We start from the raw sequence: 14,747 nt of genomic DNA on the forward strand, positions 1-14,747 counted from the left end.
CGAGCGAGGCCGCGGCGGCGGCGGGCTCGGCCGCGGCGCGCCCGGTGGCGGCGCGGCGCTCGGCGAGCCACTTCTCGACCTGCGTGAACACCTCGGTGGCGAACAGCCGCTCCAGGACCTTGCGGCGCTCGTCCGCGCCGGCGCGCAGGAACCCGGCGAACTCGCCCTGCGGCAGCAGCGCCACCTGGCAGAACTGCGTCGCGTTCATGCCGAGCAGCCGGGACACGAGGTCGCCCGCCTCGTCCAGCCGAGTCGTCAGCCCGACCCACTCGCCGCGCTCGTGCTCCTCCAGGACGACCTTCGCGTGCTCGACGGTCGTGCCGGAGCCGCGCAGCTTCGGCCGCTCCCACGCCGGGGACCGGGTGATGCGCAGCCGGCGGCCGCGGACGGTCGTCTCCAGCACCACGCGCGGCGCCAGCGTCGGCGGCGCGTGGTCGCTGCGCAGGCCCTTGACCGCGTTCCGCGCGCCGGGGACCTGCCCGTACAGGGCGAAGCAGACCGCGTCGAGCACGCTGGTCTTGCCCGCGCCCGTCCGTCCCTGGATGAGGAACAGCCCGGCGTCGGACAGCGCGTCGAAGTCGATCTCCTCGGTCGCGGAGAACGGCCCGAACGCGGTCAGCTCCAGCCGGTGCAGCCTCACCGGCGGCTCCCCGCCCGCACCCTCCGGCGCGTCATACGGCCGCCTCCTTGCGGCGGCACGCCTCGAACGCCTCGTGCAGCAGGGCGCGCTCGGCCGCGGACGCGGGACCGTCGGTCACCTCGGCCACGAAGTCGCCCGCGATGTCGAGCTCGGACCGCTCGCGGACCCGCTCCGACCAAGTGCGGGCGGCGCCCGCCTCGGCGCCCTCGGGCTCGAACCCGAGGACCAGCGCGTGCGGGAACCGGCGGCGCACCCGCTCCATCGCGTTGGACGGACGGCGCGGGTCGGTGATCGTGATCTGGAGCCAGCGGTCCTCGTACTTCGCCTTGCCGGGGTCGGTGAGCAGGTCGTCGAGGCGGCCGCGGATCCGGGCGACGCGGCGCGGGACCGGCGCCTCGACGAACTCGGCCGCGAGGCCGTCGTCGCGCAGGTCGACCAGCCACGAGCCCTTGACGTGCCGCTCCTCGGAGAACGAGTAGGCCAGCGGCGAGCCGGAGTAGCGGACCCGGCCGGGCCCGCCGGTCACGGACCACGCGCCGTGCAGGTGGCCGAGCGCGGCGTAGTCCACGCCCTCGAACACCGACGCGGGCACGGTGGACGAGCCGCCGACCGAGATGTCGCGCTCGCTCTCGCTGGCCTCGCCGCCGGTGACGAACGCGTGCGCCAGCACGACCGACCGCAGGCCGGGGCGGCGGGCGGCGTCGTCGCGGACCCGCCGCATCGCCTCCGCGAGCGTCGCGGCGTGGCTGCGCTCGTCGAGCTCCCACGAGTGCCGGACGAGCTCCGGCTCCAGGTACGGGATGCCGTACACGGCGGCGTCGCCGATGACGACGGGCTCCCCCACCTTGGCGAAGTCGGTGCGGACGTGCACCCCGGCGGCGTCCATCAGCGCCGACCCGAACCCGAGGCGGCGCGCGGAGTCGTGGTTGCCCGCGATCAGGACGACCCGGGTCAGCCCGGACAGCCTCTCCAGCGCCTCGTTGCACAGCCGGACCGCGTCGACGGCCGGGAGCGCCCGGTCGTAGACGTCGCCGGAGACCAGCACGCAGTCGACCTTCTCGGCCCGGACCGTCTCGACTAGGTGGTCGACGAACGCCGCCTGGGCGGCGAGGAGGTCCTCGCGGTGGAACGATCGGCCGAGGTGCCAGTCGGAGGTGTGGAGGAATCGCATGTCGCAGCAACCATAGGCACCCCCTCCGACACATCCCGCGCAGAAACGCCGGGCGACCCCAAACGATCTCTAATGTTCCGTGCCGCGCGTCCGGTCCCGGGCGCCGCACCGGCCCGCCGCGGCCACCCGCCGGCCATCCGCCGGCCGGCCGCCGACCGGTCGTCGGCGCGCCGCGGGCACGCTCTAGGCTTGCCGCGTGAGCGAGCGTCCCTACGTGCTGCTGAGCTGCGCGATGTCCGTCGACGGCTACATCGACGACGCGACGCCGGAGCGGCTGCGGCTGTCCAGCCCGGCGGACTTCGACCGGGTCGACGCGGTCCGCGCGGGCTGCGACGCGATCCTCGTCGGCGCCGGGACCGTCCGCGCCGACGACCCGAAGCTGCTGGTCCGCTCGCCGTCGCGGCGCGAGCAGCGGGCGGCGCGGGGGCTGCCGCCCGACCTGACGAAGGTGACGCTGACGTGGAGCGGCGACCTGGACCCCGATGCGCGGTTCTTCACCACCGGCGAGGCGCCGAAGCTCGTGTACGCGCCGACGAGCACGGCGGGCGACCTCGCCGTGCGGCTGGACGGCCGCGCCGAGGTGATCGACGCGGGCGACCCGCTCTACCTGGAGACCGTCCTCGGCGACCTCGCGGCCCGCGGCGTCCGGCGGCTGATGGTGGAGGGCGGCGGCGGCATCCACACCCTGTTCCTGACGTCCGGGGTGGTGGACGAGTTGCAGCTCGTCGTGGCGCCCTTCTTCATCGGCGACCCGTCCGCGCCGCGCTTCGTCGGCCCGGGGGTGTTCCCGCAGTCGCCGGAGCATCCGATGCGGCTGGAGGAGCTCACCCGCATCGGCAACCTCGCGCTGATGCGCTTCCTGCCCGGAACCGGCCGTGGCTGACCCGGCGGACGGCGCGGCGGTACCGGACGACGTGCGCTGGCTGGCCCTGGCCTGCGACCTGGCGAAGCTGTGCCCGCCGTCCCGGACGGCCTTCTCGGTGGGCGCCGTCATCGTCGGCGCGGACGGCCGGGAGATCGCCCGGGGCCACTCCCGCGAGGACGACCCGCACGACCACGCGGAGGAGGCGGCCCTCAAGAAGGCGCCGGGCGGCCTCGCGGGCGGCCTCGGCGGCGCGACCGTGTACAGCTCGCTCGAACCGTGCGGGCACCGCGCGTCCCGCGACCGCCCGTGCGCGAAGCTGATCGTCGCGTCGGGCGCGCTCCGCGTCGTGTTCGCCTGGCGGGAGCCGTCGCTGTTCGTGGAGGGGACGGGCGCGGAGGTCCTCGCCGCGGCGGGCGTCGAGCTGGTCGAACTGCCCGAGCTGGCCGGACGGGCCCGCGAGCCGAACGCCCACCTGCTGGGCGGCCCGGCCACCGGCTGAGACCGCGGTCCCGGCGGGGACCCGCTCCACGGCCAGGAGTGAGACGGCAGTCTCATCCCCCTTGCCAACGCCCCCGGACGCCATGCGATGCTGTGACCAAGCAAGCATTCGGTTGATTACCACCGCCCCGTCCGGGCAGGAGGCACGGCAGCATGCGCGAGCACGACAGGCTGTTCATCGGCGGCGGGTGGGCCGCCCCGGCCGGCACCGGCACGATCGACGTCATCTCCCCGCACACCGAGGAGGTCATCGGGCGGGTTCCCGACGGCACCGAGGCCGACATCGACGCCGCCGTCGCCGCCGCGCGGCGCGCCTTCGACGAGGGCCCCTGGCCGCGGATGACCCCCGCCGAGCGCGCCGAGATCGTCGGACGGCTGTCGGCGATCTACGCCGAGCGGCAGCAGCAGATGGCCGACCTCGTCACCGCCGAGATGGGCTCGCCGATCCTGTTCTCGGTCTTCGGGCAGGCCGCGATCCCGCAGATGGTGCTCCAGTACTACGTGGACCTCGCCGCGTCCTACACCTGGGAGGAGGAGCGGCCCGGCATGCTCGGGCCCGTCACCGTCACCCAGGAGCCGGTGGGCGTCGTCGCGGCGATCGTCCCGTGGAACGTCCCGCAGTTCACGCTGATGCTGAAGCTCGCCCCGGCCCTGATCGCCGGGTGCACGGTGGTGGCCAAGCCGTCCCCCGAGACGCCGCTGGACAGCTACCTGCTCGCCGAGTGGATCACCGAGGCCGGGATCCCGGAGGGCGTGGTCAACATCGTCCCGGCGGGCCGCGAGGTCGGCGCGTACCTCGTCGCGCACCCCGACGTCGACAAGGTGTCCTTCACCGGCTCGACGGCCGCCGGACGCAAGATCGGCGCGGTGTGCGGCGAGCAGCTCAAGCGGGTGACGCTGGAGCTCGGCGGCAAGTCCGCCGCGATCCTGCTGGACGACGCGGACATCGCCGCCACCGTCGAGGGCCTGAAGATGGCCTCGCTGATGAACAACGGCGAGGCGTGCGCGGCGCAGACCCGCATCCTCGCCCCCCGCTCCCGCTACGACGAGGTCGCCGACGCCCTCGCGTCCATGGTGGGCGGCCTCAACGTCGGCGACCCCGCCGACTACGGCAGCGAGATCGGCCCGCTGGTCGCCCGCCGCCAGCAGGAGCGCGTCGAGGACTACATCCGCATCGGCCAGGACGAGGGCGCCAAGATCATCACCGGTGGCCTGAACCGCCCGCACGACCGGGGCTGGTACGTCGCGCCGACCGTGTTCGGCGACGTCGCCAACGACATGCGGATCGCCCGCGAGGAGATCTTCGGCCCCGTCCTCGTGCTCATCCCCTACGCCGACGAGGAGGACGCCGTCCGCATCGCCAACGACAGCGACTACGGCCTCGGCGGCTCGGTCTGGACGTCCGACGTCGCCCACGGCGTGGAGGTCGCCCGGCGGATCCGCACGGGAAGCTGCGGCGTCAACATGTACACCCTCGACCCCAACACCCCGTTCGGCGGCTACAAGAACAGCGGGCTGGGACGCGAGCTCGGCCCCGAGGGCATGACCGCCTACCTGGAGCACAAGTCCATCCCGCGTCCGGCCTGACCGCGACGGGCACGCGGCCGCTCGGACGGTCCCTGACGTCCCTGGACGACCTCGATCCGGGGACGTCCGAGCGGCCATAATGAGGGGGCGAGGGCGGCCGCGACGGGGCCGGCGGCCCGGACCTTCCGCGGGGGTGGGCGACGTGCAGGAATCCGAGACCGGTCCCGACGTGCAGGAATCCGGGCACGGCTTCGACGAGTGGGAGCGGCGCGAGAAGGTGGCGCTCCGCTACGTCCCGTTCGTCGCGCTCGGGCTGGCGACGGCCGCCGCCATGCTGGCCGACCGCGGGTCGGAGTCCAAGGCGGCGGTGATGCTGGCGCTGACGGCGGCGACGGCGGCGTGGATCGGCTGGATGGTCCGCCTGCATCCCGTCCTGGGGGTGCGGCGGCACCTCTCCGGCGTCTACTACGGCGGGCTGCTGCTCATGCTGGGCGCGCTCGTGGCGCTGAGCCCCCTGTACGGGTTCGCGGTCATCACCGGGTACCTGCACGCCGACCTGCTGGCGCCGCGCTGGCGGCTCCCCGGGGTCTTCGGCACCGCCACTCTGGCCGCGACGGCGCAGGTCGGCGGGATCGGCAACCTGCACGGCGCGAAGCTGCCCGTGTTCCTGCTGGTCCTGGCCGTGAACGCGTTACTGGCGGGCGGGTTCTGCCTGTTCGCCTGGCGCGGCGACGAGGAGTCGAAGCGGCGCCGCGCGATGATCGAGCAGCTCGCCGAGGCGAACGCGCGGCTGGAGGAGACGATGGCGGAGAACGCCGCCCTGCACGCGCGGCTCCTCGCCCAGGCGCGCGCGGCGGGCGTCCACGACGAGCGCCAGCGGATGGCCGGGGAGATCCACGACACGATCGCGCAGGGCCTCGCGGGCGTCGTCACCCAGTTGCAGGCCGCCCGGCAGGCCCCCGAACGGGGCCGCGACTGGCTGCGGCACGTGGAGCTCGCGCAGGAGATGGCCCGCGAGAGCCTGGCCGAGGCGCGGCGGTCCGTCCGGGCCCTGCGGCCGCAGCAGCTGGAGGACGCCGGGCTGCCCGAGGCGCTCGCCGGGGTCGCCGACCGCTGGACGGCCCTGCACGGCGTCCCCGTGGAGGTCAACACGACCGGCGCCGTCCGCAGCATGCATCCCGAGGTCGAGGAGACGCTGCTGCGCACCACGCAGGAGGCGCTGGCCAACGTCGCGAAGCACGCGGGCGCGTCCCGCGTCGCGTTATCCCTGGCGTACGAGGGCGACCAGGTCACCCTGGACGTGCGCGACGACGGCGCCGGGTTCGCGCCGGACTCCGTGCGGCCGCGCGGCGACGGCGGCTACGGCCTCACCGCGATGCGCCGCCGCGTCGCCCGGGTCGCCGGGACGCTGGAGATCGCGTCCGAGCCGGGGGCGGGCACGGCCGTGTCGGCGCGCGTCCCCGCGATCCCGCTGCTGAACGGCGCATGACACCCTGAGGGCGCGGAGACCGCAGCCGCCGGCATGGGCACGCCGCGGGCCTGCTCGCGCCGATTCCACCCTCGGGGCCGAGGGGCCGTACGGTAGTGCGCCGTGTCCCCCACCTCCGAGAACGCGCCCGGCGCCGCCAGCCTCGACGACGTGCTGGTCGGCGAGGCCGTGCTGGGCGTGTACCGGCAGATGTTCGCGGCGCTGGCCCGCGACAGCGGCGCCGTCGTCGACGACCCCGAGCTGGTGGACGTCGCCGAGACGCTGCTCGCCGCGTTCGCCGACGCGGGCGAGGACGGGCTGAGCCGCGAGCAGATGCGGTACGTGTGCCGCCGCTACCCCGCCGACGTCTTCGAGAACCGGCTGCGCGTCCTGAAGGGGCTCGGCGCGGTCCGGGAGGTGTTCCCGAAGCCGAACCAGCTCCGCTACCGGGCGTCGTTCACGAGCGTCGTCGGGCTGATGTTCGTCCGGCGGATGATGCTGGACGGCGGGCAGAGCGAGATGCACCGGCTGCTCGCGCTGGAGCAGCTGAACGTGGCCGACCCGCGCATGACGGCGGAGCAGGCGCGCGGCGGCGCGGACGGCCTCGCGCGCGCGTTCCGGCTGTGGAGCGTCGAGCTGCTCACGCTCACCAACGGGACGATCGAGGAGCTGCGCGAGCAGGCGCCGAAGCTGTGGGGCACCGAGGAGATCCTCATCCGCGCCGAGCGGCTGCACGGCGCGATCCTGCGCCGCTGGCCGGAGCTCGACCGGACCTGCACCGACCTGCGCGCCGCGATCTACGCCTACGGCGACGCGTCCCGGCGGGCCGCCGCCCGGCTGTCGGACTCGGCGGGCACGACCCGCAACCTGACGCTGCTGCCGCCCGAGACCTGGCGCACGTTCGCGCGCACCGCGTCCCGCGAGGACCTCGCGGCCGTGCTGGAGGGCTTCGTGTTCGACGCGGCGGCGCCGTGGCACGAGCCGTCCGCCGTCGTGGCCGCCGTGGAGGACGGGCCGCGCGCGACGCCGCCCCGGCCCGCGCCGCCCCGCCCGTCCGTGCCCGACCCGGGCCTGTCGGACGACACCGGCTCGGACGGCGCCGCCGTGGAGCGCCTCCGCGCCGTCGCCGAGCAGACGCTGCGCGGGAACGACCGCGTCGCCGTGGAGGACGTCCTCGTCGAGGACTGGGCCGCGTCGCGGCGGCTGCTCGCGGACCTCTCGTCGGCGCACCTGCACCCGGAGCTGCCCTACCGGCTCGTCTGGTCCGACGCGCTGGACGTCCGTCCGGGCGGTTCCCCGACGTGGGTGACCCCCGGCTGGTTCGAGAGGACCGCGCCATGACCGGCGGCGACGGCGCCGCGAGCGGCGGCGTCGATCCGCGGGTGCTGGCGCGGGCCCGCGTCCGGGTGTTGGGCGTGCCGGTGATCGACGCGTCCGAGCCCGTTCCGGAGGGGACGGCCGCCGCGGGCGACGGAGAGCGGGTGTGGCTGCTGCCGTCGTGGCCGGACGGCGCCACGCCCGCCCTGCTGGAGGAGTACGAGACCGCCCCGATGCCGCTGGACCGGTCCGGGCAGGCCCGCCGCGTCCTCGCCGCCGCGCTGCGGTGCTGCTGGACCCGCCCGGACGACGCGCCCTGGCCCGGCGCGCCCGCCGCGGTCGCGGACGTCCTGGAGGTGTACGGGGGCATGTCCCGCGGCGACGCCGACCTCGCGCGCCGCTGGGCGACCGGGGAGCTGCGCCGCCTCGCCGACACCGGCTGGCTGCTGCTGGACGAGGAGTCCGGCACGGTGCGGCCGGGCCCGCGGGTGGCGCTGTGGGCGGAACCGTCCCTCGCCTCCCTCCGCGACCTGCTGCGCCGCCTCCCCGAACCCCCGCAGCGGGCGGAGGGCGGCGATGAGTGAGCTGTTCGAGCCGCTGCTGCGGCCTTACGACGAGCGGCGGCGCGCGGAGCTCGTCGCGGCCTACATGGCGGTGGAGCACGCCGCCGAACCCGTGTCGGAGGTGCGGTTCGCGGCGCTGCGCGAGCCCGCGCTGCGGCGGACGGTCGAGGGGATGCTCGCGCTGACCGGGCGGACGCTGATCCGCGCCGACCAGACCCGGTGGATCTCGGGGTTCCGCGACGACGTCGCCGCCGAGCTGGCCCGCGACCCGGAGTGCGTGCCGCCGGTGCGGGAGCGGGCCGTCCTGGCGCTGGTGCTGATCCACTCGGTGGCGATCCCGCGCGCGGCGGGGCTGCTCGCCGACGACTCGTGGCTGTCGCCGTACCCGACGCCGGTGGACGAGCTGCGCCGCCGCACCCAGCTGCCGGTCGGGGAGCTGGACGCGGCGCTGCGGCGGCTGCGGACGGCGGGGCTCGTGGCGCAGGTGAAGGCGGGCGCGGACGACGCGGGCGGCTTCGTGCCGGGCCCGCAGTTCCACCGGCTGACCGGCGCGGCGCGCCGCCGCCTCCAGGAGGAGTTGATCCTGGCCGCCGGGCCGGACTCGCCGCTCGCCGCGGCGATCCGGGCCCGCCGCCGCGGCCGGGAACGCGATGAGGGGGAGACCGCATGACCGCCGTCCTCGAACCGCTGGTGCCCGCGCCCGCGGGCGCCGGCAGCGACAACGTGGTGGGCGACCGGACGCTCGTCGCCGTCCAGGCGGTGAACATCTCGCGTTTGTCCACGCATCCGGTGCCGACCGTGCCGGGCACGCTGATCGTGGTGGCGGGGCAGGGGCCGAAGGACTCCAACGGCGCGGGCAAGTCGTCGTTCATCGCCGCCATCACCGCGCTGCTCGGGGACGAGCAGTGGCGCTTCGCGTCCGGTGCGCGCGCGGTGGCGGAGCTGCTGTTCAACGCGGAGCTCGCGGCGCAGGGCGACAGCCAGTGGGCGAGCGCCGACCACGGCTACATCGTCGGCGTCTTCGACTACGCCGACCCCGCCGACCCCGCGTCCCCCGGCGCCGACGCGGGCGAGGCCGGGGACGAGGCCGGGGGCGGCGGCGACGCGGAACCCGAGGGCGGGGCGGATGCGTTCGGCGGGGGCGAGACCGCGGTCACGGTGTGGCTGCGGGTCAACGCGGACGCGCCGCATCTGGAGATCCGCTGGCGGCGCGGCGTGTACCTGGCGTCGGCGCCGTCGGAGGCCGATCGGGTCGCGCTGGCGGACCGGCTGTGGGCGGGCCTGCCGCGCAGCGCCGGGCGCCGCGACCTGGTCGCCAAGGACCTCGGCCGCGTCCTGTACGGCGGGCGGGTGCGGTGCGTGTCGTTCCTGTCGACGTCGGTGCGCTCGAAGGTCGCGACGAACCTGCTGTCGCAGCCGCTGAACGAGATCAGCCCTGAGCGGATCTTCAGCGCGATCGCGGCGCTCACGGGACTGGACCGGGAGCTGGAGGCCGAGCGGACGTCCCGCGCGGAGGAGCACCGGGAGCGCGCGAAGGCGGCGGAGGCGCGGGAGCGGCTGGCCGAGTGGGAGCGCGAGGCGGCGGCGCTGCTGAAGACGTTCGACCGGCGGGACCGGGCCCGCGCCGAGGTGGCGGCGGCGCTGCGGCACTGGCGGACGCGGCAGGCGCGGCTGCTGGTGGACGCGGCGGAGGCCGACGCCGCGCACGCCGCCGAGCAGGAGGCCCTGCACCGCGAGGCCGCGGAGCTGGCCGCCGCGGCGAAGGCGGCGGAGCGGGAGGTGGAGCAGCTCACCGGCGGGGCGCTGGACGCGCAGGTCGCGGAGGCGGGCGCGGCGCTCGCCGAGCTGAAGGGGCAAGCCGACCAGCTCGGCGCGGACAAGGCGGTCGCCCGCAACCGGCTGGAGGAGCTGCGGCGGCAGGTCGCCGCGCTGGAGGAGCGGCGGCGCGAGGCGGACGGCCGGGACGTGGCCGCCGCGAGCGCCGGGCTCGCCGAGGCCGAGGCGCGCCGCGACGAGGCGCAGCAGCAGGTCGGGATGGCGAAGGGCGCGGTCCAGCGCGCCGAGCGCGCGCTGGCGGAGGCGGAGGCGGGCGAGAGCAGCGCCCCCGCGCAGATCCGGACGCTCGCGGCGGCGGGGATCGCGGCGGTCGGGCTGCTGGACGCGGTCGAGCTGGCCGAGGACGTCCGGGACCGCTGGGAGGCCGCGCTGTGGCCGTACCGGGAGGCCGTCGTCGTCGGCACCGGCGACGTGGCCGGCGCGGTGGAGGCGCTGCGGGGCCTGCCCGGCTCGATGATCGTCCCGGCGGACGGCGAGCTCGTTCCGGCGGACGGCGGCCTCGTCCCGGGCGGCGCGGTGCTCGACGGGCATCCCGAGGGGGTGCGGTGCGGGCTTCCGCTCGCGAGGTTCTTCGCGGCGCTGGACGGCGACCCGAAGGGCGTCGTGATCGTCGGCGGGTTCGCCGAGCCGGTGACCGGCCGGGTGGCGCGGGTGCAGGCGGCGCGGGCGGCGCTGGACGTCGCGAAGGGCGCGCTGGAGGAGGCGCGGCGCGCGGCGTCCGATACGGCCGCTGATGTGGCGCTCGCCCAGCGGCGGCTGGCGGGGGCCCGCGCGGCCGACGAGCTCGACGGGGTCCGCGAGCGGATGGCGGAGCTGCGCGAGCGGCTGGAGGAGCTGGCGGGCGGCGAGTCGCGGCTCGGGCCGCGGCTCGGGTCGGCGGAGCAGGCGCTGCGGCGGCTTCAGGCGAAGGCCGACACGCGGGCGCTGGAGGTCGACCGGCTGCGCGGCCGGAAGGAGGCGCACGAGAGGGAGCGCGACCAGGTCCGCCGCAAGGCGTCCGAGCTGGCCGACCGGCGCGCCGCCCTCGGCCTGGAGGCGCTGGAGAAGGACTGGGGCGGTTCCCGCGAGGGCGCCGCCGAGTGGCTGTCCGCGCTGGACGACGACGAGGCGACGTGGACGCCCGCCGAGTGGTGGCACAACGCCGAGAAGCACCTGGCCGAGGCGCTGCGCCGCGTGTTCCCGGACGGGCCGTCCGACGAGGACATGCCGGAGGAGGCGCGGTTCCTGCTGCGGGAGCGCGCCGAGGGCGAGGGGCGGCGCGCGGACCGCGAGCAGGCCACGTTCCCGCGGCTGGTCCGGTCGCTGGAGGCGTACCTGCGGCAGCAGGAGGACTACGAGCGGCACCAGCGGCGGCAGATCGAGGTGCAGCTCGCCGGGCGCCGCGCCGACCTGGAGAAGGCGCGGAAGGGCGCGGACGAGGCGGCGGGCGCCGCGGAGGCGCACCGCACCGCGCTGACCGCCGCGATCCGCGCCCGCCTCCAGCGCGTGTCGGAGGAGTTCGAGAAGCTGGACGTGGCGTACGGCGGGTACGGGGCGACGCTGGAGTTCCCCACGCCGGAGCAGCCGGGCGACCCGGAGCAGGAGTGGCGCTGGCGGGTGACGCCGAAGTGGCGGCGCTCGGACGGGCAGCGGTACGTCCCGTACAACCGGCGGGCGAACACCGCGCTGATGGACGAGAAGGCGGTCAAGCTGGTGTGCGCGGCGGCGCTCGCGAGCTCGGGCGGCGGGCGGCTGTGCCTGGTGCTGGACGAGCTCGGCCGCAACCTCGGCAAGGAGCACCGCAAGGAGGCCGTCGCGCTGTTCCGCAAGATCGGCGAGACGCACGGCATCACGGTGATCGGCGCGCTCCAGGACGACATGGAGCCGTACGCGATCGACGCGTGCGGGCAGTACGTGAAGCTGCGCCGCTCGTCCGACACGATGCCCTACAACGAGCCGCCGGTGGTGGTCGGCTACGACGAGCACGAGGCGCGGGTCCGCAAGCTCGCCGCGCAGCTCGCCCGGGCCCGTCCCGAGGTCCCCGGCGCGGCGGCGCGGGAGGGGGCCGCGGCGGAGGGGTGACGGGGCGGCGAACTCCGCGGATCGGCCCGGGTATTCCGGGTGAAACCGGAGCCGCGATCCGGCAGGATGGCGCGCCATGCGCGTCGAGGAACTGCTCACCGAGATCGAGCCGCTGCCGTTCGGGGAGCGGTGCCTGCGCCTGGCGGCCCTGCGCCGCGCGGCCGGAACGCCGGAGCTCGCCGAGCTTCTGGACGGGCTGGGCCGCGGCGGCCACTACGAGCGGTCGCTCGCGCTGTTCGTCGCGCAGGCCGTCCGGGACGAGGCGTCGCTCGCTCACCTGGCCGCCGCCGCTTGGGATCCCGACGCCGAGCTGGCCTGCGCGGCGATCGGGCACGGCGTGCGGTTCGGCGTCGGCGCGGGCCCCTATCTGGAGGGGCTGGGCGACGCCCCGGCGGCCGTCCGGGCGGCGCTGTACGACGCCGTCCGCAGGTGGCGGCGCGCCGACCTGGCGGACGCGCTCGTGGACGCGGTCGCGGAGCGCTGGGGCGACCAGGAGGCGGCGGCGCTGCTGCCCGCCTGCGGCGCGGAGACCGCGGCGGCGCGGATCGACGCGCTGGCGCACGCCGTCCCGAACTGGGCCTCGGTCGGGCACGCACATCCCGCGCTGATGCTGGATCACGCGGAGCGGCGGCTCGCCGCGCTGCCGGAGGACCTGGGGAAGGACTGGTGGTACCGGTGCGGGTCCGGCGTGGCGGCCGCCATGCGCCACGATCCCGGACGGGTCGTGGGCCTGCTGGAGCGCCACTGCCGGGTCGGGCCGCTGCCGTACGAACTGTACGGATCCGCCGGGATTCTCTTCGGCGCCGAGCCCGAGCGGATGATCCGGCTGGTGCTGTCCGAGTCGTACCGCCCCGGGCTGGCGGCCTTGATCGCCCATCGCTCGGTGCGGGACCGGCTGGCCCGGCTGGGGGACGCCCGGCTCGCCGATCTCACCGCGCTCGCCCGCGCCGTCCGCGACGACGAGAACGCGCTGCGGTACCTGCTCAAGGCGTTCCCGCCGGGCCGCCGCGCGGCCGTGTTCGACGCAGCGATGGAGGGCGTCGACCTCGGCGCCCGGCTGTTCGGCGAGGCGATCATGGAGGTCCTGCCGCGCGCCGTGCGGGTCCGCGAGGCCCGCCGGATGCTCGCCCTGCGGACCGTCTCGGAGTCCCCCGACCGGACGCGGAGCATCACCGCGTTCCTCCCCTACGACGAGGCGCTGCCGTTCCTTGAGGAGCTGACGCGCAGGCCGGACGCCGGCGAGCGCGCGAACGGGTACGCGTCGCTGGTCCGGTGCGCGGCGCGGAGCGGCGACCCGGACGTCCTCACGCGGGCGCTGGAGTCGTTCGGGCGGCTGCGCAACGAGCAGGACCCCGTCCGGCTGGTCGTGCTGAACGCCCTGACCGACGTCCCCGAGGGCATCCTGCGGACCGAGCACGCGGCGGCCGTCGCGCGGTTCGCCGACGACGCGCTGGCCGCCCGCGACGCCTCGCCGATGACGCGGTACGCGCTCAGCCGGATCGCCGCCGCGTTCGCGCGGCAGGGCGCCGTCCGCGACGACGCGGACCTGCTCGTCTTCGCGCTGGAGCTGGTCGAGCGGCTCGTCGGGCACACCGGGACGCTCTCCCTCGGCCGGCTCGACCGGCTGCTGCGGCGCGGCCAGGAGCACCGCCTCGCCGAGACGCTCGCGCCGTTCCTGGACGCGGGCGCCCGCCGCGACGACCACCGCCTCGCGCTGCTGGTCGCCGGGGCGCTCGGACGCCGCGCGCACGGCGTCCCGCGGGTGCAGGACGCCCTGGAGGCCGCGCTGGACGCCCGCGACGACGGCGTGCTCCGGCGGGCGATCGCGCTGTGGCTCGCTCCCCCGGCGACGCGCGCGGAGCGGGTCGAGCGGGTCGTCGCGAAGGACCCGTCGGCGGTCGCCGTCCACCAGGTGCTCTCCGCGATCGCCCGCGAGCGCACCGACCTGCTGCACCTGGTCCTGGCCGAGAGCACGCCGCCCGGACGGTTCCACCGCCCGGACGTCGTCTACGTGCCGCGCGCGGAGCGGTCGTGGATCCGCCGGTGGACTGCCCGGCAGCGCGCCGCCTACCTGGACCTCCTCGACCGCGTCGCCGCGAACGCGTCGCTGCCCGAGCGGGACCGGGGCGAGGCCGTGTCCGCCATGGCGCGGATCCCCGGGGTGGACGCCGGACGCATCCGCGCCTACCTCGACGGCGACCCCTACCTGCGCCGCATCGCGCTGACCGCCCTCGTCTGGACGCCGTCCCCGCAGGACGTCCTGGCCGAGCTGCTGGAGCGCGCCTCCTCCGACGACGCGCACGTCGCCGTGTACGCCGCGGGCCGCGCCGCCCGGTTCGTCCCGCCGTCGGCGCTGTCGGCCGCGCTGGGCCCGGTGCTGGCCGAAGGGAAGATCACCGCGCGGAAGGAGGCGCTGCGGATCCTGCTGCGCGATCGCGTCCCGGACGCCGTGCGGATCGTCGCGGCCGCCTGGGACGACCCGGACCAGCACCGGGACGTGCGGACCGCGATCGTGTCCGCCGTCCGCCCGCTGCTCGGCGAGCCCGAGGCGGTGCGGATCCTGGAGGAGGCCGCGCGGGGGCCGCGCGACCTCGCCCGCCAGGTGGTCGGCACGCCGCCGCTGCGCGTCGAGGAGCCGTTCCGCGCCCGGTACGCCGCGCTCGTCCTGCGGGTCGCCCGGTCCGCGGACCCCGACGCCCGGGACGCGGCGCTGCCCGCCCTGCCGCGGTGGGCGCCGTGGGCGCCGGAGGCACCCGCGGTGCTCGCCGACATCGTCACCGACCTCGGCGGGACGCGCGGCT

General features: G+C 76.4%; 11 protein-coding genes. 9 read left to right on the forward strand and 2 right to left on the reverse strand.

The window, feature by feature from the left end:
* The coding region (locus E1300_RS39060; protein ID WP_131762168.1) for an AAA family ATPase at positions 1–640 on the reverse strand (640 nt) is incomplete at its 3' end.
* Between the two features lie 31 nt (positions 641–671).
* On the reverse strand, positions 672–1,811 hold the full coding sequence (locus E1300_RS39065) for an exonuclease SbcCD subunit D (protein WP_131762169.1): 1,140 nt from the start codon (positions 1,809–1,811) through the stop codon (positions 672–674).
* Between the two features lie 196 nt (positions 1,812–2,007).
* Between E1300_RS39065 and E1300_RS39070 the strand changes: the two genes are divergently transcribed.
* The 9 genes from E1300_RS39070 to E1300_RS50655 form a co-directional block, all read left to right on the forward strand.
* Entirely contained in the window at positions 2,008–2,694 is a 687-nt protein-coding gene (locus tag E1300_RS39070) for a RibD family protein (RefSeq protein WP_207400207.1), read from the forward strand.
* A complete protein-coding gene (locus E1300_RS39075) occupies positions 2,687–3,175 on the forward strand; it encodes a cytidine/deoxycytidylate deaminase family protein (protein WP_131762170.1) in 489 nt (162 codons plus the stop codon). The genes E1300_RS39070 and E1300_RS39075 overlap by 8 nt, the downstream gene beginning before the upstream one ends.
* A 152-nt stretch (positions 3,176–3,327) precedes the next feature.
* Entirely contained in the window at positions 3,328–4,761 is a 1,434-nt protein-coding gene (locus E1300_RS39080) for an aldehyde dehydrogenase (RefSeq protein ID WP_131762171.1), read from the forward strand.
* 142 nt (positions 4,762–4,903) lie between these two features.
* Positions 4,904–6,190, forward strand: a complete 1,287-nt coding sequence (locus E1300_RS39085; protein WP_242619674.1) for a sensor histidine kinase — start codon at positions 4,904–4,906, stop codon at positions 6,188–6,190.
* 102 nt (positions 6,191–6,292) lie between these two features.
* A complete protein-coding gene (locus E1300_RS39090; RefSeq protein WP_131762173.1) occupies positions 6,293–7,510 on the forward strand; it encodes a hypothetical protein in 1,218 nt (405 codons plus the stop codon).
* Positions 7,507–8,070, forward strand: coding sequence for a hypothetical protein (locus E1300_RS39095; RefSeq protein WP_131762174.1), 564 nt, complete (start codon positions 7,507–7,509; stop codon positions 8,068–8,070). The genes E1300_RS39090 and E1300_RS39095 overlap by 4 nt, the downstream gene beginning before the upstream one ends.
* A complete protein-coding gene (locus E1300_RS39100) occupies positions 8,063–8,719 on the forward strand; it encodes a DprA-like winged helix domain-containing protein (protein ID WP_131762175.1) in 657 nt (218 codons plus the stop codon). The genes E1300_RS39095 and E1300_RS39100 overlap by 8 nt, the downstream gene beginning before the upstream one ends.
* Positions 8,716–11,946 carry a coiled-coil domain-containing protein gene (locus tag E1300_RS39105; RefSeq protein WP_131762176.1) on the forward strand — a complete coding sequence of 1,077 codons (3,231 nt, stop codon included), beginning with the start codon at positions 8,716–8,718 and terminating at the stop codon, positions 11,944–11,946. Before E1300_RS39100 ends, E1300_RS39105 begins: the two co-directional genes overlap by 4 nt.
* A gap of 76 nt (positions 11,947–12,022) precedes the next feature.
* Positions 12,023–14,747, forward strand: a 2,725-nt coding sequence (locus E1300_RS50655; RefSeq protein WP_165503190.1) for a hypothetical protein, incomplete at its 3' end; no start/stop codon positions are given.

Origin of the sequence: Actinomadura fibrosa (assembly GCF_900659615.1) — a bacterium.
Taxonomy (GTDB): Bacteria; Actinomycetota; Actinomycetes; order Streptosporangiales; family Streptosporangiaceae; genus Spirillospora; species Spirillospora fibrosa.